Genomic DNA, 19444 nt, shown 5'->3' with positions numbered 1-19444 from the left:
CTGCGGCTAATCCACCCTACCCGCCTTGAGCTGCTGCATGATCGCGAGAAGCGATACCGCCTTTTCGACCTCGGTGTTCTCGGTCAATGTCGCAGGCGTCGGCCGCCACCCGAACCCTGTCACCTGCGTGGTAAGGGGGCGGCGTGGGCCGCTCACGGTCGTGGGCCAAGGGCAGTCAGTCACCGGGGATATCGTGATCATCCGGCCGGGGGTCGAGCATCACATCATCTGCGGAGAAGGTGGCTTGAGCGCCATGTACCTCGACGGCGCGCGTTGGCCAGGACGTTGGCTAAGTCCCGGCACGCTGGCGGAGAGGCTTGAGGGCCGCCTCGGTGAACTGACTCTGGCCGGGATGCAACTCGATTCCGATGCGCAGCGAGAGCTGCGCGAGCGTCTCGACCACGGTCAAGATCGCCTTCCCCTGGGGATGAGCGCCGTACTGGCGGACCTGGCGGCAGAACCGATGGCGAGGATGAGCCAGACCGAACTGGCCGAACGGCTGGGGCTGGAGCGCACACAGGCGCTTCGCATGTTCAAGGATTCCACCGGGACCACCTTCCGCCAATTCAAGCGGTGGACCGGACTGCAGCATGCTGCGCGCCTGATAGTAGCTGGCGCACTCGTGAGAACGGCCGCCATGGACGCAGGCTTCGCCGACACCGCGCACCTGACCCGGACCTTCAAGCAATGTTTCGGACTGACGCCGTCCCAGGCCATCGCCGGTCTGCCCACGATTGGCGGCGGGTGATTGTCACTGACGTCCTGGAGAGTAGCGGTATGGCCCAGGCCATCACGCTTGAATTCTTTCACTGACTTCGGCTATTCTCGTAAAAATTGCATACCAATTCATATTCACCCAACAGCAAGGCTCAAGCCGATGCTGCTTACCCCGCACTTCTCCCTCGAAGAATTCACGCTTTCGAGCACCGCGCTCGCACTGGGAATTGCGAACACGCCGAAGCCGGCTCACCTGGCAAATCTGGAGAAGCTGGCCAAGCCGATGGAAGATGTCCGCGCGTTGTTCAACGTGGTCATCGAGATCACCAGCGATACTCATCTTCGAGAAGAACCGCTGCGTCCACATTAGCGTCGATCCGCGAATGCGACGTCAGGTGCTGCGACAGCCCGGTGGACCAGGCTCGCCGGTCCACCGGGGGCTGGAACCGTGAAACGAGAAACAGAGGAGAAACGCCGTGCCAGATGCATCCACGAGCAACCGTTTCGTCGTCATCGCCCGGGACGGACTGAGGCTGCGCGCCGGACCTTCGACCGATTTCAATGCCGTGCGGACGCTTCCCTTCGGCACCGTCGTCACGGTCCTTTCCCGTGAAGGCATGTGGGGTCTTGTCGATCTCGAGGGCGACGGCCGGGCCGATGGATTCGTCAATCTGCCGTTTCTGCGCGCGGCGGATTCCGAGCCCGCGGCAACTCTTGGCGACATCACCGGACTGGTTACGCCCGCAATCGTCAAGAGCATTTTCCCAAGCGCCACCAGGCTGAGCAATATTACGGCGAACCTTCCATTCGTTCTGGCAGGTCTGCGGGCGCGGCAGCTTGGCGACCGCGCAATGGTCCTGATGTCGCTCGCCACAATCCGCGCCGAGACCGAAGGCTTTGTTCCCATCGACGAAGGAAGGAGCCAACACAACACCAGCCCGGGCGGCAGCCCGTTCGACCTCTACGACGCCGGAACGTCGAAGGGCCGCATCCTCGGCAACACCGAGCATGGCGATGGCCCGCGCTTCAAGGGCCGCGGCTACATTCAGCTGACAGGACGGGACAACTATCGGCGGATAGGCAACCAGATCTCGGTGGGCTTGATTGCACAGCCGTCATCGGCAAATGATCCCGCGACCGCCGGCCTGATACTGGCTCAGTTCCTGAAGAACGCGGAGGCTGCAACCCGTCGGGCCTTGGCCAACAACGACCTCCTCAAGGCCCGTAAACTGGTGAACGGCGGTAGCCACGGATTTGATCGGTTCAAAGATACTTTCGACAGAGGGATGGCCGTCTTGCCGCATTGACCCTACTCCCACTCGATCGTCCGGGCGGCTTGCTTGTCACGTCATACACCACCCGGTTGACGCCCTTCACCTCGTTGATGATCCGCGTCGCGGTCTCGCCGAGGAATTTCATGTCGAAGGAATGGAAGTCTGCGGTCATGCCGTCGGTGGAGGTGACGGCGCGCAGGCCGACGACGTATTCGTAGGTGCGACCGTCACCCATCACGCCGACGGTCTTCACCGGCAGCAGCAGGGCAAAAGCCTGCCAGATCTGGTCGTAGAGGCCGGCTTTGGCGCACGGTTCTCCTCGATCGCCTCCTCTCAGGCATAAGAGGAACTTGACGGGCACGTCCGCGTTTTCGTGCGTGGAGGAAAATGCCTAACTTGCCTACAGCCCCAGCGCTTCAACCAAGCCAGGTCCGCGGAGAGTCGGTCACGTCTCGCGAACTGGATATTGTGAAAATTGCGGCCGCTCTGGTGTCGGCCTCTATCCTCCTTGCCGGCCTGTATTACGGCCGCGAAATACTCATACCGCTCGCGATTGCATTCCTGATCACGTTCGCTCTGAACCCGCCGGTCACCTGGCTTGCCCGGGTCGGCCTGCCCAGACTGCTCGCGACGAGTCTCGTCATGGTGACCGTCGTGTGCGCTCTGGTTGGACTAGGCGTCATTCTCGGCGCACAGGTCCGTTCGATCGCGGTCGAGTTGCCCGCCTATCAATCGACCATACTGACGAAGCTATCGGATCTGCGCCAGAATCTCCAAGCACCGGGATTTTTGGACGGCGTGCTGAGAACGGTCGAACGCTTACAGAAGGAGGTGGAGTCAAAGGACACCAAACCCGCGGACGGTCCGGCCCCGCAGCGCGTCGAAATCGTCCCCACACCGCAAACGCCGTTCGAGCAGGTATTTGCCTGGGTTGTGCGCTCAGCGGAGCCCCTGGCCACCGCTGGCATCATCTTGATCTTCGTCTTTCTGGCCCTGCTTGATATCGGCGATCTTCGCGACCGGTTGCTGCGCCTGTTGGGAGGAAACTTCCATCGCTCGACCGATGCGATTCAGGAGGCTGGCGCACGTATCAGCAGATACCTTCTGATGCAGCTACTCGTAAACGTCAGTTACGGCGTCCCGCTAGCTGCCGGCCTCTGGATCATCGGCGTACCCGGCGCCCTGCTGTGGGGCGCCATCGGCGCGGTCATGCGCTTCGTCCCCTATGTCGGCCCGCTGATTGCTGCAATCTTTCCAGTCGCACTCGCCTTTGCCGTCGACAGCGGCTGGAGCATGCTGCTCTGGACCGTTGCGCTGATCGTCATCCTCGAGTTGATTAGCAACAACATCATCGAGCCGTTGCTATATGGATCCAGCACCGGCTTGTCGGCCATATCGCTGATCGCCTCGGCAATATTGTGGACAGCGCTTTGGGGCCCCGTAGGGCTGATCCTCTCCACCCCCCTCACGGTTTGTCTGCTGGTTCTCGGGCGCAATCTGCCGCAGCTACGCTTCCTCGACACCATGCTCGGCTCGACGCCTGCACTGGATGTTCCGGCCCGCATCTATCAGCGGCTGATTGCAAATGATGCCGACGAAGCTGTCGAGATCGCAGGCACCGAGATCGAAAAGTCTTCGGTCAAATCATTCTACGATGCAATCGGCATTGAGGTTCTTCGTCTGGCAAGCGAGGAGTATCTCCAGAACGCAAGCGCCGAGCATCGCCTGCGCCTGGCAAGCGGAATGGACACGCTGCTCGACGATCTAAGAGATGATTTCCCCTCCTCCCTGAGTCCGGAGGCAAAGCCCAGGGTCCTGTGCATCGGAGGAAAATGGGAGATCGATGCCCTCGCCGGCGAGATGCTGGCCCATGCGCTCGCTTTCGAAGGGATCGCCGCAGCTTCCCAACCCGCTGCAAGCGTCAATGCCGATTATCTGGCCAATCTCGACCTGAAGGGCGCGGACATTGTCTGCCTCAGTTACTTTACACCGAATCCAGCCATCCCCGCCCGCCACGCCTGCCGGCGTCTGCGACGACGATGGCCGAACATGCGCATCGTTCTGGCGCTATGGAGGGCGCCGCCGGAACTGTTGACCGACGAATTCCTTGAAAAGCTCAAAGCCGATGCCGTCGTGACTTCGGTCGAGGAGGCGGTTCATCGTATTCACCGCATCATCGACCCTGAAGAAGCCAAGGTTGCCCAACAGGCCCCCGTGCCTGACAACGACGCAGAGCGGGTCGAGGCGCTCAAATCGACCGGGGTCCTGGAAGGTGACAAACGTGAAGCGCTGGACGCACTCGCCAAACGCGCGGCCGACGTATTCGACACCAGCGTTGCCGTGATCACCACTATCGATAAAGACCGCGAATACTTCGTCGGACAAAGCGGAAAATTGCCGGATGCGATCACCGATGATGCAGGCACGCTGCTGCCGATGGACCGCGAACACGCGATCTGCAACTACGTTGTGGCCAACGACGAGACGCTGGTGATTTCGGATATCGAGCGCGATCCGCGCTTCGCCGATAACGAGACGATCAAGCAGTGGGACGTACGCTTTTACGCAGGCGCGCCGCTGCGCGCAGCCGACGGGCTGATACTGGGAGCGCTCTGCATTCTCGACTCCGAACCCCGCACACTGGAAGAAAACGAGGTCGCATTGCTTGAAACGATGGCCCGCGATGTCGTGGCCACCATTACAACGAGTGATGTAAAGCAAGAAGCGCCGGTGAAATCTGCGCCTGCTACCTCAACGGCGACGGTCGGACAAGAGGTGCCCGAGTAGACCGGGCGGCGCCTTTCTCCCGCGCGGGCACCCTGAGCGGGTGATCGGCGAAGAATTCGTAGGCGGTTGGCTGATCCACCCTACGCTGGAGTCGCCATCGCCTTCCTTGCCACAACGAACGGCCGCACGTCCTTGCCGCGCGAGGCATGGCGGGCAATCTCAACGATTTCAAATCCCGCCGCCGCCATCGCGTGTTCCAGATCCTCCGCGGACAAGAACGCCACATGGGGCGCCTTGCCGATGAGCTGCATCAACGGCACGGCGATGCGTATCAGCGGGTTCATTTCCTTCAGACATGGCGTCTTGGAAATGAAGAGCCCGCCAGGCCGCAGCAGCCGATGGACGCCTCTCAAGACCGCCTTGAGGTCAGTCACCAGATGCAGAACGTTGAAGCCGAAAGCGACGTCGAAGGTCCCGTCCGGCCACGGCGCCGCCTCGGGCCGTGCCACCTCGAACGTGGCGTTGGTGCAGCCTTCGGCCTTCGCCTTCTCGCGCGCGATCGCGATCATTTCTTCGGATATGTCGGTCGCCATGATGCGCCCGACGGATGGCGCAAGTTTTAGCGCGCTCGTTCCCGTCCCGCATCCGAACTCGAACGCCGTTTCATCCCGCCTGAGATAATGTCGCGTCCGCTCGAGCGTGCGCTCATAGCCCGCGATATCGGCGATCGGGTCGGTGGCATATTTGCGCGCGATGCGGTCCCAGAACTGCGCATCACTTGCGATACAAAACATTAGCGGCCCCCTATGCGCCGGCTTCTAGCATATGCGCAGAAAATGGAAATGCGATGACAGCAGAAGCCTGAAGGCGGGTTTGCGAAAGCGTAGCCCGCCTTCACGAGGTACCTCTGACCAGAAGATGTGGTGGATTACGCCTCCGGCCAACCAACTAATCCACCCTATGAGCTGCACATGGATGGTCGGGTCTTGTTTGTACCGCACTTCGCGGTCGCGCTGCTGTGCTCGTGACCCCGAGCCAGACATGGAGACACGGCTGCCGCCGTCACCCCTTCGCACCGAAAGCAAGGAACGAGCGAATGATCTCGCGCTTTTCTTCCGACAGACCGGAAAGGAGACTTTCATCCAGATGCCCCTCTCGAATGAGACGGGCAAAGACAAGAGGAAGTTGCGAGTACCGATAATCGAATGTCTCATCGATCTCCCGCCGTTGCTGATGGGGTGCGAACGAAAGCGGAATATTTTTGATTTGCGGGCTTGATACGATTTCGGAAAATCCGAACTGATTTGCCCGTGACGCCACTTTGTCGCACTCGATGAGCCAACTCCGTCATTACCAGCGAAACGATGCAGTCCATAGCGGCGCTGGATTGTGTATGCATGAAGCGGGACCAAGCAGTGAGTGAAACGCGGCCTTAAGTCTCCGTTGCAGTCCAGCCCTGTCACTGCAATTCTGGTGTTGCGAAAAGCACTTGCGCCGAGGTCTCGATGAGTGAGGCTGGAGGAAACCGCGTCCTGGTTGTCGGAGGTACACGGGGTGCCGGGTGCCTGATCGCCCGGCTGCTGCACGAACGAGGCTATGACGTTCGCGTGCTGGCTCGCGATCCTGCCAGAGCTTCTGCCGAGCTGGGTTCGGCGTTTGAGGTGGTCGCCGGAGACCTCACGAAAGCGGACACGCTCCCACCTGTATTGCGGGATGTGGATCACATCATCTTCACCGCCGGCGCGCCGAGCGGACGATATGCCCCGGAAAACATCGTCAAGACGACAGACTACGACGGAGTCATCGATACGCTCGCGGCAGCTCGAAGCGCCGGGTTCCGGGGTCGCTTCGTCTATCTGAACTCGATCGGTATCAAGACGCGCTCATTGGCGGGTTTCCTGATCAACCTGCTCAAGCGGAATACGCTGGTTTGGCGTCGACGCGTCGAAGACAAGATCCGCAGTAGCGGATTGGACTACACGATTATCCGCGTCGGATTCCTCCTCGACCGGCCGGGCGGCGAGCGCGCAGTCAATGTCAGCCAGGGCACCCTGCCCCTGGCGTTTCGCAACCGCATTGCCCGCGCAGATGTTGCCGAAGCGTTCGTTGAAGCGATGCGGCATCCTCGCGCGTCACGCGCGACATTCGAAATCGTGTGGGGCAAAGGTCTGCGGCGGGGGAGCTGGAGTGCCCTTCTCGAGAACCTCAAGCCTGATTAGCTCGTAGGGCGGGTTGGCGACAGCGTAACCCGCCGCTCCTCGGCGCGATCCTTCGGGCGAGTTGCGTGATTAGGCAGGGACGTACGTCAACCTGATCACGTCCTCGCCAATTCGATCGCTGGCCACAAGACGAAGCGGCGGCCGGGGGCCAGCGAAGAATGGCTTGCCGCGACCAAGCACGACGGGGTGAAGGTAGAGCTGATACTCATCAATAAGACCAAGGTCGGTTAGGCTTCCTGCCAAGTCTGGTCCGGAGACGTCAATCTCGCCAACGAGCTGAGCCTTCAGCCTACGTATCACCGCCTCGAAGTCATCCTCGACGAGAGTGGCGTTGGGGCCGACTGACCTCGACGAGCGTGATACGACCCACTTCGGTTGGCGCCGCCACGCCGCCGCGAAGTCGCGTTCCTCCGGGGTCCACTCAGGATGGTCTTCATCCCAGTAGCGCATGACCTCGTACATGCGGCGGCCGTACACACTGCCTGTCAGGCCGCGCACTTGCTCGATCCAGTGACGAAAGAGCGCGGGACCTGGCGCAAATTCCTGATGGTCGACGTAGCCATCCAGGGACTGGTTCATTCCGAAAACGATCTTCGCCATGTTGCAAGCTCTCTATCCCGGGTTCTTCGGGACGACGAACGAGCTTGTCGGAAACCGACATCGTTCTGCGAATTTTTCGACGTTCGAGGCGCGCGGCAGGAACGGCCGCTTTTCGGGTCGGCGATCCCGATAGCGCGAGGGCCGCCATTGGGCCCAGAATCAACCGCAAATCGCTGAGTTTTATGCGAACTATAGCGATAACCTACGCTAGGCTACGCCACTCCCCTACTCCCACTCGATCGTTCCCGGCGGCTTGCTCGTCACGTCATAGACCACCCGGTTCACACCCTTGACCTCATTGATAATCCGCGTCGCGGTTTCGCCGAGAAATTTCATGTCGAAGGAATAGAAGTCGGCGGTCATGCCGTCGGTGGAAGTCACCGCGCGCAGGCCCACGACGTATTCGTAAGTTCTGCCGTCGCCCATCACGCCGACGGTTTTCACCGGCAGCAGCACGGCAAAGGCCTGCCAGATCTGGTCGTAGAGGCCGGCTTTGCGGATCTGGTCGATATAGACCGCATCCGCATTGCGGAGGATGTCGAGCTTTTCTCGTGTGATGTCGCCGGGGCAGCGGATGGCGAGGCCGGGGCCCGGGAATGGGTGGCGGCCGACGAAGATTTCGGGCAGGCCGAGTTCGCGGCCCAGCACGCGCACCTCGTCCTTGAACAATTCGCGCAAGGGCTCGACCAGCTTCATGTTCATGCGCTCAGGAAGACCGCCGACATTGTGGTGCGACTTGATCGTCACCGACGGGCCGCCGGTGAAGGAGACGCTCTCGATCACGTCAGGATAGAGCGTGCCTTGCGCGAGGAAATCCGCGCCGCCGAGCTTCTTCGCTTCCGCGTCGAACACGTCGATGAACAGGCGGCCGATGGTCTTGCGCTTCACTTCGGGGTCGGTGACCCCAGCGAGTTCGCCGAGGAATTGTTTCGACGCATCAACATGCACCAGCGGAATGTTGTAGTGATGCCGGAACAGGTCGACGACGGTCTTTGCTTCGTCGAGCCGCAACATGCCGTGATCGACGAACACGCAGGTGAGCTGGTCGCCGATCGCCTCGTGGATTAGGACCGCGGCCACCGCAGAGTCAACGCCGCCGGAGAGGCCGCAGATCACCCTGCCCTTGCCGACTTGCGCGCGGATCTTTTCGATCGCCTCCTCACGGAAGGCGCGCATGGTCCAGTCGCCGGTGAGGCCGGCGACCTTGCGGACAAAATTGCGGATTAGTTTGGCGCCGTCGGGCGTGTGCACCACTTCGGGGTGGAACATCAGGCCGTAATATTTGCGCTTCTCGTCCTGGATCACGGCGAACGGCGCGTTCGGCGAGACGCCAGCAACCGTGAAGCCCGGCGGCATTTTTGTAATGCGGTCGCCATGGCTCATCCAGACCGGATGCTTCTCGCCCTTGGCCCAGGTGGAATCGAACAGCGAGCTTGAAGCCTTGACCTCGACGTCGGCGCGGCCGAACTCGCGGTGGTGGCCGCCCTCGACCTCGCCGCCGAGCTGGGCGGCCATCGTCATCTGCCCGTAGCAGATGCCGAGCACGGGCACGCCGGAATCGAAGATTTTCTGCGGCGCGCGGGGCGAGCCTTTTTCGTGCACCGATTCCGGGCCGCCGGAGAGGATCACCGCTTTCGGCTTCATCTCGTCGAAGGCTGCTTCGGCCTTCTGGAACGGCACGATCTCGGAATAGACGCCCTCCTCGCGCACCCGACGGGCGATCAGTTGCGTCACCTGACTGCCGAAGTCGACAATCAGAATCTTGTCATGCGCCGAGGCCACTGTGGGCGTCGACTCGCGGGCTTTCTGTGGGGCTGTCATGGCAAGCAGATACGCGACGGGGGGCGGCCTCGCAACCGCGAGAAGGCTGTGGCCCACATTCTTCTGCGGGGATGGACAAACCAAAATATGTCAGTAATACTGACCTAGTTTGCTCCGACGGTACCCAAGAGCCGATCGGGCGATTTGCGCAGCGCAAATCGGGAGAAACGGAGGAAACCATGCAAAGCCAGTACTACGCGGCGGCCGATCTCGCCGCGCTCGGGCGGGAGTGGATATCAGCCTGGAACTCGCACGACCTCGAACGCATCCTCGCGCTCTATACCGAGGATGCCGAGATGACGTCGGACAAGATCCAGGCGCTCGGCCTCGAGGCCAGCGGCACGCTGCGCGGCAAGGCGAGCTTGCGAATGTACTGGGGCAAGGCGTTCCAGCTTTTGCCCAACCTGCATTTCGACCTGATCGACACCTATGTGAGCCCCGACAGCGTCGTCGTATTTTACCAGAACGAGCGCGGCACGCAGATCTGCGAATATCTGCGGCTCGATGCCGGGGGCAAGATCAGGCAGGGCTCGGCCAATCATCTCGCGCATTGACACCGGAATCGTAGGGTGGGCAAAGCGAAGCGTGCCCACCATTTCGCGATGAAGTCTGTCGATAGACGGTGGGCACGCTTCGCTTTGCCCACCCTACCGCACACCGCAGGACTCCCGCATGAAAATTCCCGCACTGCCCTTCACCGTCACCGACTGGAGCCAGGTGGAAGCGACCAGACATCCCGGAGAAACCGGGGAGGCGTTGTGGCGCACGCTCAATATCGGCGATCTGCGTGTGCGGATGGTGGAGTATTCGCCGGGCTATTTCGCCGATCACTGGTGCGACCGCGGGCATGTGCTCTACGTGCTGGAAGGCGAGCTCGATACCGAACTGCGCGACGGGCGCACGTTCAAGCTCAAGGCGGGTATGAGCTATCAGGTATCGGATTTCGGCGACGCCGCGCATCGGTCGTCGACTAAGACGGGCGCGAAGCTGTTCATCGTGGATTGAAAATTCGTAGGGTGGGCAAAGCGCAGCGTGCCCACCATTCACGACAACGGTCGCGGATAGATGGTGGGCACGCTTCGCTTTGCCCACCCTACGGGATCACGCCTTCTTCAGCACCGAGACGAAGAACCCGTCCGTTCCGGTGCGGCGCGGGGTCATCAGCCAGCCTTCGGCAGATTTGAGCGCGGCCTTCTCAAAATCCTCGGCCTTGTCCCAGAGCACGCTTGCCGTCTCGTTCGGTGGCTGAATCGAAAACTCGGGATGGCGACTGACGAAGCTGCGGATCTGGTCGCCGTTTTCGCTTCTGAGCACCGAGCATGTGACGTAGGCGATGCGACCGCCGGGCTTGACCAGTGCGGCTGCCCGATCAAGCGCTTCGGCCTGATCCTTCAACCGTACTTCGAGCGCGCCGGGGCGCATGCGCCATTTGGCGTCGGGGTTGCGGCGCCAGGTGCCGGTGCCGGTGCAGGGCGCGTCGATCAGGACGAGATCGGCCGAGGCATTGATGTCGGCCAATGGATCACTGTCGCCTTTCGGTGTGCGGATATCGGCGTTGTGAACGCCGGCGCGCGACAGCCGCTCGTAGATCGGCGCGAGCTGGCGCTTGTCGCGGTCGGTCGCGATCAGCCGGCCCTTGCCTTGCATCATCGCGGCGAGCGCCAGCGTCTTGCCGCCGGCGCCGGCGCAGAGATCGATCACCTGCTCGCCCGGCTTTGCCGCCGAGAACAGCGCCGCGAGCTGCGAGCCCTCGTCCTGCACTTCGACGCCCCCCTTGATGAAATCCTCCTCGGCGTGAATGCCGGGATTGCGCGCGTCGGCGCCGAGTTCGATGCGCAGGCCAATCGGCGACCACGGCGTTTCCTGCGCACCGAGATGCTTGAGCGAGGCGAGCACCTTTTCGCGCTTGGCCTTCAGCGTGTTGACGCGCAGATCAAGCGGCGCGCGGCTCGCCATCGCTGTCGCCTCCGCCACGCGGTCCTCGCCGAAGACGGCGGCCAGCGGCGCATCCAGCCATTCCGGATAGTCGCCGGCGATGTGCGGCGGCGCGCCGTCGATGCTGCGCGAGGTGAGCGCTGATCGTTCGGCCTCGCTCAGCGGCTCCGGCGCAAAGCGTCCGCCGTCGCAGAGTGCTGATATCGCTTCGGCATCCATGCCGCGCTCGAGCCGCATCATGCCGAGCACCCGCGCGCGCGGCGTGTCCGCGTCCATCAGCCAGGCGCTCGACGCCCGCCGCCGCAGCACGTCCCAGATCAGGCCTGATATCGCCGCGCGGTCGCCCGAGCCGGCATAGCGATGCGCGGTGCCCCACTCCTTCAGCGCTTTCGCCGCGGGAACGCGTTGCGCGTCGATGGTCTCGATCAGTTCGATGGCTGCGGACAGCCGGGCAGCAGGAGTCATTCAGGGCTTTCTAGATCAGCAGCAGCAGCTTCAGCGCGAAGTAGATCCACATCGCAAACAGCACCAGCACGCCGGCAAACCAGGCCAGGCTGCGCTGCTGGATGTTGTTCGACGTGACGAAAATGCCGGCATGGGCAAATCGTGTCACCACGAACACCCAGGACATCAGCACGATGAAGAGATCGGCCCGGCGCAGCGGCAGCGCCAGCGCGATCAGAAAGTAGAACAGGAGGGGTACTTCGAACTGATTGCTGAAGCAATTGCCGATCTGGGCCACGCGGGCCGGATATTTCGGCTGCCCCGCCGCGATGTCCTTCAGGCTGGTTTCCCGGGCCTTCACCGCCTTTGTGCGGGCCGTCACCATCCACAGCATCAGGAAGAAAGTGAGCCCGACGAGAACGAAGACCGGCAGCAAAACCATTTGAACCGACATGAGAATCTCCCCCGAAGCTGCGCCAAGCCTCTAGCAATAACGAGACGCCCCTCACCTGACAAATCCACTTAACCAGGCTGGCTTGAACCGCCACCCGAGCCTTTTGAACCACAGCTCAAGGCTTGGCGACCAACTATCGAGAATTCCAATGGTTCTGGTTTCGAACCGGCCATCAAGCAACCCGCGAGCAGGCGATGAATATCACCTCCCCGATCCTGACCGGCGCCGGCCGTGCCGCTGAACTGCCCGGCGATTCCGTGAGCTCCCTTCTCCGGGCGATCGGGTTCAGCGACAGCCCCGATGGCGGCCTCGGCATCATCGTGTCGGCATTGGCCGGCATCGCCGCGGCGCTGGCGGTCGCGATCGTGCTCTCCGTCTACTTCCGCAGCAGCTACCGCAGCCGCCACGATCTCCTGAAACACGGGCTGGCCGCCTCCGCGGTGCTGGTCCTGGTCGCCTTCGCGATCTCGGACATGCGGCAGGCGGCGCAGGCCTATCTCGGCCTCAATCCGGCTAAGCCCGCGGTGGAATTTGAAATTCGCCTGCCGAAGGCTGTGCTGACGACCGCCGCCGACACCCAGGTTGAACTCTTGACCGACCGGAACCAGAAACTGGCAAAGGTTCTGGAGGCGCTGGAGTCCGCCCACGACGGCCGCAGCATCTTGCGGGGGACGGTGACGCTCGATTACCGCACCACCGAGCGCATGATGGTGCTGAACCTTCCCGGCCGGGCGCAAAGCACGTTCTGGCTGCGGCTGCCCGCCAGCCCGTCGCGCTCAGGCCAGTTCGGGCCGTGGCATCTGGCCGACGGCATCGTCCCCGTCAACGGCAGCACCGTGACGTCAGAGCTTCATGACGCCTTCGCGATCCGCTACCGCGTGCTCTGAGGCGTGCGCGCGGGCGCTCGGGCAACTGCCGCTCTGATACTGGCGCCGTGACGATCGGTTTCGTCACAAATAAGGCGCGATCACTGGCCGCGTCATCGTCGATATGCCCGTCAACATGCAGACGGGGTGTTGCCCATACACATCGAGAAACAAAAGCCGGCGAGACCGCGGGGCACATTTGCTTTGACGGGAACAGCCAGCGCTTTACTCTATCCCTGAGGTCGCCAAAAAAGAGCGGCCGCAGGAGGATTACAACTTGCGATTTCGCGACCAAGATATTGTTTTCACCGACGGCGCCACAGGACACAGCAACGGACAGAATTTCGAAATTCCTACGGCCAATCCTGCCAACTACTTCCACGTCATCAGCAATTCCAGCGACCTGCCGAAGCTTGCGATCGACGGCAAGCTGTTCCTGCCGACCTCGGACCATCGCAAACGCAACGGAAAGCTGCCGCTTGTCATGGTGGTGCCGGGTAGCCTCGGCGTCGCGCCCTCGCACCTTGGGCACGCCGAGACGGTGGTCGGCGACGGCTTTGCGGCTTTTGTGCTCGACAGCTTTGGCGCGCGCGACGTGACCTCGACGGTCGCCAACCAGACCCAGTTCTCCTTTGCCGCCAGTGCCTACGACGTGCTGGCGGCCTGGATGGTGCTGTCTGCTCATCCCGAGATCGACGCCTCCCGGATCGGCGCGCAAGGTCACAGCCGCGGCGGCTCGGCGGTGCTGACCGCGGCGACGCGCCGCTTTGCCGATGCGGTGGTCGGCGCCGGTGCCGGTTTTCGCAGCGTGCTCGCCGCCTATCCCTGGAGCGGCCACCAGTTCCTCGATCCATCCGTCGACGAAACCGAAATCCGCGTCATCATGGGCGATGCCGATGAATGGTGCTCGCCGATGCAGGTGCAGGGCCATTGCCAGGCCATCCGCCTCTCCGGCGGCAAGGCGACGATGCGGCTGATCGGCGGCGCGCAGCACAGTTTTGACCGCGGCACCGATATCGAGAATGTTCCCGACGCATCCGTCTCCCCCGCCGCACCGACGGCCTATATCGCCAACAACGGCGCCTTCATCCATCCGCTCACGGGCGTCGCGGACAGCAAGCTCGTTGATCGCGACCTGATGGTCTATGCGCTGAAGGCCGGCTATGGCCGCAAGGGCGCAAGGATCGGCAGCCGCGATGGCGATGCCGAACTGTTCAAGGCGGATATGCTGGCATTTTGGCGAAGGACGTTGGGGTGAGGTCGCGATAGATGCAACGACGAGACTGTCATCACCCGCCTTGTGCGCAATTGCGCACTGGAGCGGGTGATCCAGTATTCCAGAGCAGTCACGATTGAATCGCTAGGCCCGCGGCGTACTGGATACCCCGCCTTCGCGGGGTATGACGGTTGAGGGCGGGCGACTGAGGGCGGCGCGACATCGGAACCCGTCATCGTTCCGACTTCAGGCCCGGCTATGATCGGACCTAAAGGACTACTGCATGCACGAATTTCGCCTGACGCAAATTTCCGATACCCACCTTGCGCGCCGCCTGCAGAAACTGACCGACAATTTTCACCGCGTCAGCGAGCATATCGACGCGACGCGGCCGGATCTTGTGATCAACAGCGGTGATCTCGCCTTCGATGCGCCGACCAGCCGCAGCGATCTCGAATTTGCCAAGGAACTGCACGACGCGCTGCCGGTGCCGTGCCGGCACTTGCCCGGCAATCACGATATCGGCGACAACCCGACGGCGGTTGCTGCCGCACCGAAGCAACCGGCGACCGAGAAAGAGCGGCAGAACTATCTGTCCGTGATCGGCGAAGACCGCTGGCGCTTCGACGCGGCCGGCTGGAGCTTTATCGGATTGAACTCGCTGATCATGAACACCGGGATCGAGAGCGAGGCCGAGCAATTCGGCTGGCTGGCTTCAGAACTTGGGCGCATCAACGGCAGGCCGGTCGCGCTGTTTCTGCACAAGCCGCTGTTTCTGAACACGCCTGCCGATCCCGAGACGGTCGAAACGGCGATCCGCTACGTTCCGCAGCCCCGGCGCAAGAATCTGATCGAGATGTTTGCGACCGTCGATCTGCGGCTGGTCGCCTCCGGCCACGTTCATCAGCGACGCGACTTCACCTTTGGCCACACCCGCCATGTCTGGGCGCCGTCCGCCGGCTTCATCATTCCGGACCGGATGCAGGAAGTCATCGGCACCAAGGAAGTCGGGCTGGTGGACTATCGTTTCCAGCCCGACAGTTTTGAGGTCCGGCACGTCAGGGCGCCGGGACAGACGGATGTTGATCTGGATGCGCTGAACGGCAGAAAATGATGGAGCGGGTGAGACTTCCTCTAATCGTCTCCCGCTCCATCGCTTTGATCTGGGCATGATCCTCAAAAGATTTTCGGATCATGCTCTACATGTCAGAGCGCTTCACCACTGGCGCTCAACGAGCCCATAGGAGCCGTAGGAGGGGTAATAGCCGGAGGGGTAATAGCCGGGGGCGTAATAGCCGTCATCCCAAGGCGCTGTTGCGAACGCACCGACGCGTGGCGCCGGGTAATACCGGTTGCCGTAATAGCCGGGCCCGGGAGCTACCCGGACGCTGTAGCCGCTCGTGACATAGCGGGAGTTCGGATAATTGTAGTCCGGATAGTTGTAGTCCGGATAATTGTAAACGATCACACCGGGTTCCAGATAGACCCCTTGAGCCATCACCGGGGTGGCCAGCATCGTGGCGGTAACCAGGCCGAGCGACAGTGTCTTGTAGTTGATCATTTGGCTTCTCCATTGGATGTCAGAGCCAAGCGATTAGGTAGGGACGTTCCACCATCCGCCTCAAGTGGCCGCGAGGTCAACTTTGCGTGCTCCCACGGTTACCGCAGTTCACCTTCAGGCCTTCTGCCTCAAGCCGCGTGATATCCGCCGTCGATCACATGCGACGCGCCGGTCATGAACGACGCCTTGTCCGAACACATCCAGGCCACGGCTTCCGCGATCTCGCCGGGAACGCCCATGCGCCGCATCGGCACCTTGGCCAGTATTTCCTCGCCGCGCTCCTCGATCGTCTCCTTGGTCATCGGCGTGGCGACATAGCCGGGATTGACGCAGTTCACCCGGATGCCGTCCTGGGCATATTCGATTGCCGCGCTCTTGGTCAGCCCCACCACGCCGTGCTTGGCCGCCACGTAGTGGGCCGACGTGGCGAGGCCGATCAGTCCGGCGATGGAAGCCGTATTGACGATCGCGCCGCCACCGCCCTGCGACAGCATCTGAGTTATTTCGTATTTGAGGCACAGAAATACGCCGGTCAGGTTCACCGCAAGCATACGATCGAACGCGGCCTGGCTGAGCTCATGCGTGCGCTGGCCCGGCGGGCCGACAGCGCGTCCGGCGATGCCGGCATTGTTGAACGCGCAATCGATCCGTCCGAAGCCTGCGACCGTGCGCGCGACCATTGCGGCGACATCGCTTTCGCGCGTCACGTCCCCGCCGATGGCAATCGCCTGACCACCGGCTGCGTTGATCAAGCCGACCGTCTCTGCGGCGTCAGCCTCCGCGCGGTCCGTAACCGCAACCAGCGCGCCCTCCCGCGCCATCACGACGGCCGTGGCGCGGCCGATGCCCGACGCGCCGCCGGTCACCAGCGCGACCTTGCCTTCAAGGATACCTGTCATGCGGCATCTCCTCCGAGATGTTGGGCCCGCTCACGCCTTGTCCGGCCCGACCCGCACCAGCTGCTTGCCGAAATTGGCGCCCTTCAAGAGGCCCATGAACGCGGCCGGCGCGCTGTCGAGGCCTTCGGTGACGAACTCCTTGTGCTTGACCTTGCCCTCGCGCACCCAGCCCGACATGTCGCGCAGGAAGTCACCGTGACGCGCGGCGAAATCGCTGACGATGAAGCCGCGGATGGTCAGCCGCTTGGTCAGCACGTTGCGCATCATCGCCGCCGCCCATTTCGGCGCCACGGCTTGCGTATCGTTGTAATGCGCGATCAGGCCGCACACGGGAACGCGCGCAAAGGCATTGAGCAGCGGAAACACCGCCTCGAACACCGCACCGCCGACGTTCTCGAAATAGACGTCGATGCCCTTTGGGCAGGCGTCCTTCAGCTTCGCCGCCAGATCGGGATCGCGGTGGTCAAGGCAGTCGTCGAAGCCGAGCTCATTCTTGACATAGGCGCATTTGTCCTTGCCGCCAGCGATGCCGACGGCGCGTGCGCCCTTGATGCGTGCGATCTGGCCCACGGCCGAGCCGACCGCACCGGAAGCAGCTGCAACGACCACCGTCTCACCCGCCTGCGGCTTGCCGATGTCGAGCAGGCCGGTATAGGCGGTCATGCCAGGCATGCCGAGCACGCCGACCGCGGTCGAGATCGGTGCGATCTTCGGGTCAATTTTTGCAAGACCCTTGCCGTCGGAGATCGCATGCGTCTGCCAACCGGCGCGCGACAGCACGATGTCGCCCTTGGCAAAGGCGGGATTGTTGGACGCAATCACCTCGCTGACGGTGCCGCCTTCCATCACGCCGTCGATCGGCACCGGCTGGGCATAGGATGGCCCGTCGCTCATGCGCCCGCGCATGTAGGGATCGAGCGAGAGCCAGATGGTGCGCAGGAGGACTTCGCCGGCGCCCGGTGTCGGCACCGGGCAATCTTCAAGGCGGAAGTCGGAGGGCTTGGGTTCGCCGACGGGACGCGAGGCGAGAACGATGCGTTTGCCTGATGCGGACATTGGGGTTCCTCCGGTTCTTGTTAGTTCGTCATTGCGAGCGTAGCGAAGCAATCCACAGCTCCGCAAGCTGTGAAATGGATTGCTTCGCTACGCTCGCAATGACGGCGGAGAATTCCGCCAGCCGGACTACAAGCCTCACACCCCGCCCGGATAGTTCGGGCTTTCCCGCGTAATGGTCACGTCGTGGACGTGGCTTTCGCGCAGGCCCGCGCCGGTGATGCGGACGAACTGCGCCTTCTCGTGGAATTCGGCGAGGTTGCGCGCGCCGACATAGCCCATCGCGGCGCGGAGGCCGCCGGCGAGCTGGTGCATGACATTGCCGACCGGGCCCTTATACGGCACCTGACCCTCGATGCCCTCAGGCACCAGCTTGAGCGTGTCCTTGATGTCCTGCTGGAAGTAGCGGTCGGCCGAACCGCGCGCCATCGCGCCGACCGAACCCATGCCGCGATAGGCCTTGTAGGAACGGCCCTGCCACAAAAACACTTCGCCCGGCGTCTCGTCGGTGCCGGCAAGCAGCGAACCGACCATGGCGATGTCGGCGCCGGCGGCGAGCGCCTTGGCCAGATCGCCGGAATATTTGATGCCGCCGTCGGCGATGACGGGCACGTCGGCCTTCTTCGCCGCTTCCACCGCATCCATGATCGCGGTGAGCTGCGGCACGCCGACGCCGGCGACGATGCGGGTGGTGCAGATCGAGCCGGGGCCGATGCCGACCTTGATCGAGTCCGCGCCGGCATCGATCAGCGCCTGCGCGCCTTCCTTCGTGGCAATGTTGCCAGCGATCACCTGCACGGCGTTGGAAAGCCGCTTGATGCGATTGACCGCTTCCAGCACGCGGGAGGAATGGCCGTGCGCGGTATCGACCACGATCAGGTCGACGCCGGCGTCGATCAGCCGCTCGGTGCGCTCATAGCCGCCCTCGCCGACCGTGGTTGCCGCGGCCACCCGCAGGCGGCCGTGCGCGTCCTTGCAGGCGAGCGGATGCGCGACCGCCTTTTCCATGTCTTTCACGGTGATCAGGCCGACGCAGCGATACTGGTCGTCGACGACCAACAGCTTTTCGATGCGGTGCTTGTGCAGCATCCGCTTCGCCTCGTCCTGGCTGACGCCCTCGCGCACGGTGACGAGGTTTTCGTGCGTCATCAGTTCCGAAACTTTCTGCTTCGGATCGGTCGCAAAACGGACGTCGCGGTTGGTGAGAATGCCGATCAGCTTGCCGGGCGAGTTCTTGCTGGCGCCGGTGACGACGGGAATGCCGGAAAAGCCGTGATCCTTCATCAGCGCCAGCGCGTCCGACAGCATCGCATCGGGGCCGATGGTCAGCGGATTGACCACCATTCCGGATTCGTACTTCTTGACCTGCCGCACCTGGGCGGCCTGCCCCTCCGGATCGAAATTGCGGTGGATGACGCCGACGCCGCCGGCCTGCGCCATCGCGATCGCCATGCGCGCCTCGGTAACCGTGTCCATGGCGGACGCGATGATCGGGATGTTGAGCGGGATCGCGCGGGTGACGTGGGAGCGGATATCGGCCTCAGACGGCAGGATATCCGAGAGACCGGGTTTCAGAAGCACATCGTCGAACGTGAAGGCTTCACGGATACCCTGAAGTCCCTGCGCCATTGCCAACTCCTTTCGGCGGCTCATCGCCG

General features: G+C 62.6%; 20 protein-coding genes and 1 pseudogene. 10 read left to right on the top strand and 11 right to left on the bottom strand.

Annotation, left to right across the window (positions count from 1 at the left end):
- Positions 1 to 37: 37 nt before the first annotated feature.
- From KIP88_RS07845 to KIP88_RS07835, 3 genes are all read left to right on the top strand, one after another.
- A complete protein-coding gene (locus KIP88_RS07845) occupies positions 38 to 748 on the top strand; it encodes an AraC family transcriptional regulator (protein ID WP_214487262.1) in 711 nt (236 codons plus the stop codon).
- A gap of 48 nt (positions 749 to 796) precedes the next feature.
- Complete coding sequence (locus KIP88_RS07840; RefSeq protein WP_214487261.1) at positions 797 to 1087, top strand: hypothetical protein; 291 nt, start codon at positions 797 to 799, stop codon at positions 1085 to 1087.
- Positions 1088 to 1193: 106 nt separating this feature from the next.
- Positions 1194 to 2024 carry an SH3 domain-containing protein gene (locus KIP88_RS07835; protein ID WP_214487260.1) on the top strand — a complete coding sequence of 277 codons (831 nt, stop codon included), beginning with the start codon at positions 1194 to 1196 and terminating at the stop codon, positions 2022 to 2024.
- Positions 2025 to 2026: 2 nt separating this feature from the next.
- On the opposite strand, the pseudogene KIP88_RS07830 reads toward KIP88_RS07835, so the two are convergent.
- Positions 2027 to 2307: pseudogene (locus KIP88_RS07830) on the bottom strand (GMP synthase (glutamine-hydrolyzing)); the annotation flags it as partial.
- Positions 2308 to 2459: 152 nt separating this feature from the next.
- Here KIP88_RS07830 and KIP88_RS07825 point away from each other — a divergent pair.
- The gene (locus tag KIP88_RS07825) at positions 2460 to 4778 is read left to right on the top strand and encodes an AI-2E family transporter (protein WP_308163290.1); all 2319 of its coding nucleotides are present in this window, start codon (positions 2460 to 2462) and stop codon (positions 4776 to 4778) included.
- A gap of 80 nt (positions 4779 to 4858) precedes the next feature.
- Here KIP88_RS07825 and KIP88_RS07820 read toward each other — a convergent pair whose 3' ends face one another.
- Positions 4859 to 5512: a class I SAM-dependent methyltransferase gene (locus KIP88_RS07820; RefSeq protein ID WP_214487258.1), complete on the bottom strand. Its 654-nt coding sequence runs from the start codon at positions 5510 to 5512 to the stop codon at positions 4859 to 4861.
- Positions 5513 to 5780: 268 nt separating this feature from the next.
- On the bottom strand, positions 5781 to 6038 hold the full coding sequence (locus KIP88_RS48130; RefSeq protein WP_308163289.1) for a hypothetical protein: 258 nt from the start codon (positions 6036 to 6038) through the stop codon (positions 5781 to 5783).
- A 185-nt stretch (positions 6039 to 6223) separates the two neighbouring features.
- Here KIP88_RS48130 and KIP88_RS07810 point away from each other — a divergent pair, with 185 nt between their 5' ends.
- Positions 6224 to 6937 carry an SDR family oxidoreductase gene (locus tag KIP88_RS07810; protein WP_214487257.1) on the top strand — a complete coding sequence of 238 codons (714 nt, stop codon included), beginning with the start codon at positions 6224 to 6226 and terminating at the stop codon, positions 6935 to 6937.
- 69 nt (positions 6938 to 7006) lie between these two features.
- Here KIP88_RS07810 and KIP88_RS07805 read toward each other — a convergent pair whose 3' ends face one another.
- Together KIP88_RS07805 and guaA are read right to left on the bottom strand one after the other, a co-directional pair.
- Positions 7007 to 7537: a dihydrofolate reductase family protein gene (locus tag KIP88_RS07805; RefSeq protein WP_214487256.1), complete on the bottom strand. Its 531-nt coding sequence runs from the start codon at positions 7535 to 7537 to the stop codon at positions 7007 to 7009.
- A 225-nt stretch (positions 7538 to 7762) separates the two neighbouring features.
- Complete coding sequence (gene guaA, locus KIP88_RS07800) at positions 7763 to 9358, bottom strand: glutamine-hydrolyzing GMP synthase (protein WP_214487255.1); 1596 nt, start codon at positions 9356 to 9358, stop codon at positions 7763 to 7765.
- A gap of 179 nt (positions 9359 to 9537) precedes the next feature.
- Here guaA and KIP88_RS07795 point away from each other — a divergent pair, with 179 nt between their 5' ends.
- Both KIP88_RS07795 and KIP88_RS07790 read left to right on the top strand, forming a co-directional pair.
- A complete protein-coding gene (locus KIP88_RS07795) occupies positions 9538 to 9912 on the top strand; it encodes a nuclear transport factor 2 family protein (protein ID WP_214487254.1) in 375 nt (124 codons plus the stop codon).
- A gap of 118 nt (positions 9913 to 10030) precedes the next feature.
- Positions 10031 to 10363, top strand: a complete 333-nt coding sequence (locus KIP88_RS07790) for a DHCW motif cupin fold protein (protein ID WP_214487253.1) — start codon at positions 10031 to 10033, stop codon at positions 10361 to 10363.
- Positions 10364 to 10459: 96 nt separating this feature from the next.
- Here KIP88_RS07790 and KIP88_RS07785 read toward each other — a convergent pair whose 3' ends face one another.
- Positions 10460 to 11758, bottom strand: coding sequence for an RsmB/NOP family class I SAM-dependent RNA methyltransferase (locus tag KIP88_RS07785; RefSeq protein ID WP_214487252.1), 1299 nt, complete (start codon positions 11756 to 11758; stop codon positions 10460 to 10462).
- A 10-nt stretch (positions 11759 to 11768) separates the two neighbouring features.
- On the bottom strand, positions 11769 to 12191 hold the full coding sequence (locus tag KIP88_RS07780; RefSeq protein ID WP_214487251.1) for an MAPEG family protein: 423 nt from the start codon (positions 12189 to 12191) through the stop codon (positions 11769 to 11771).
- 194 nt (positions 12192 to 12385) lie between these two features.
- Here KIP88_RS07780 and KIP88_RS07775 point away from each other — a divergent pair, with 194 nt between their 5' ends.
- The 3 genes from KIP88_RS07775 (at position 12386) to KIP88_RS07765 (ending at position 15387) form a co-directional block, all read left to right on the top strand.
- On the top strand, positions 12386 to 13078 hold the full coding sequence (locus tag KIP88_RS07775) for an acriflavin resistance protein (protein ID WP_249790575.1): 693 nt from the start codon (positions 12386 to 12388) through the stop codon (positions 13076 to 13078).
- A 256-nt stretch (positions 13079 to 13334) separates the two neighbouring features.
- Positions 13335 to 14315, top strand: a complete 981-nt coding sequence (locus KIP88_RS07770) for a dienelactone hydrolase family protein (protein WP_214487250.1) — start codon at positions 13335 to 13337, stop codon at positions 14313 to 14315.
- A gap of 241 nt (positions 14316 to 14556) precedes the next feature.
- Positions 14557 to 15387: a metallophosphoesterase gene (locus tag KIP88_RS07765; protein WP_214487249.1), complete on the top strand. Its 831-nt coding sequence runs from the start codon at positions 14557 to 14559 to the stop codon at positions 15385 to 15387.
- Positions 15388 to 15489: 102 nt separating this feature from the next.
- On the opposite strand, the gene KIP88_RS07760 is transcribed toward KIP88_RS07765, so the two are convergent.
- From KIP88_RS07760 to guaB, 4 genes are all read right to left on the bottom strand, one after another.
- Positions 15490 to 15834 (bottom strand): hypothetical protein, encoded by a 345-nt coding sequence (locus tag KIP88_RS07760; protein WP_214487248.1) that lies wholly within the window; start codon positions 15832 to 15834, stop codon positions 15490 to 15492.
- A gap of 128 nt (positions 15835 to 15962) precedes the next feature.
- Positions 15963 to 16733 carry an SDR family NAD(P)-dependent oxidoreductase gene (locus KIP88_RS07755; protein ID WP_214487247.1) on the bottom strand — a complete coding sequence of 257 codons (771 nt, stop codon included), beginning with the start codon at positions 16731 to 16733 and terminating at the stop codon, positions 15963 to 15965.
- A gap of 30 nt (positions 16734 to 16763) precedes the next feature.
- Positions 16764 to 17789, bottom strand: a complete 1026-nt coding sequence (locus KIP88_RS07750) for an NADP-dependent oxidoreductase (RefSeq protein ID WP_214487246.1) — start codon at positions 17787 to 17789, stop codon at positions 16764 to 16766.
- Between the two features lie 135 nt (positions 17790 to 17924).
- Positions 17925 to 19415 (bottom strand): IMP dehydrogenase, encoded by a 1491-nt coding sequence (guaB, locus tag KIP88_RS07745; RefSeq protein WP_214487245.1) that lies wholly within the window; start codon positions 19413 to 19415, stop codon positions 17925 to 17927.
- Positions 19416 to 19444: the final 29 nt, after the last annotated feature.

Source organism: Bradyrhizobium sp. SRL28, assembly GCF_018596315.1.
Taxonomy (GTDB): Bacteria; Pseudomonadota; Alphaproteobacteria; order Rhizobiales; family Xanthobacteraceae; genus Bradyrhizobium.
This window is presented reverse-complemented; position numbering and strand designations above follow the sequence as displayed.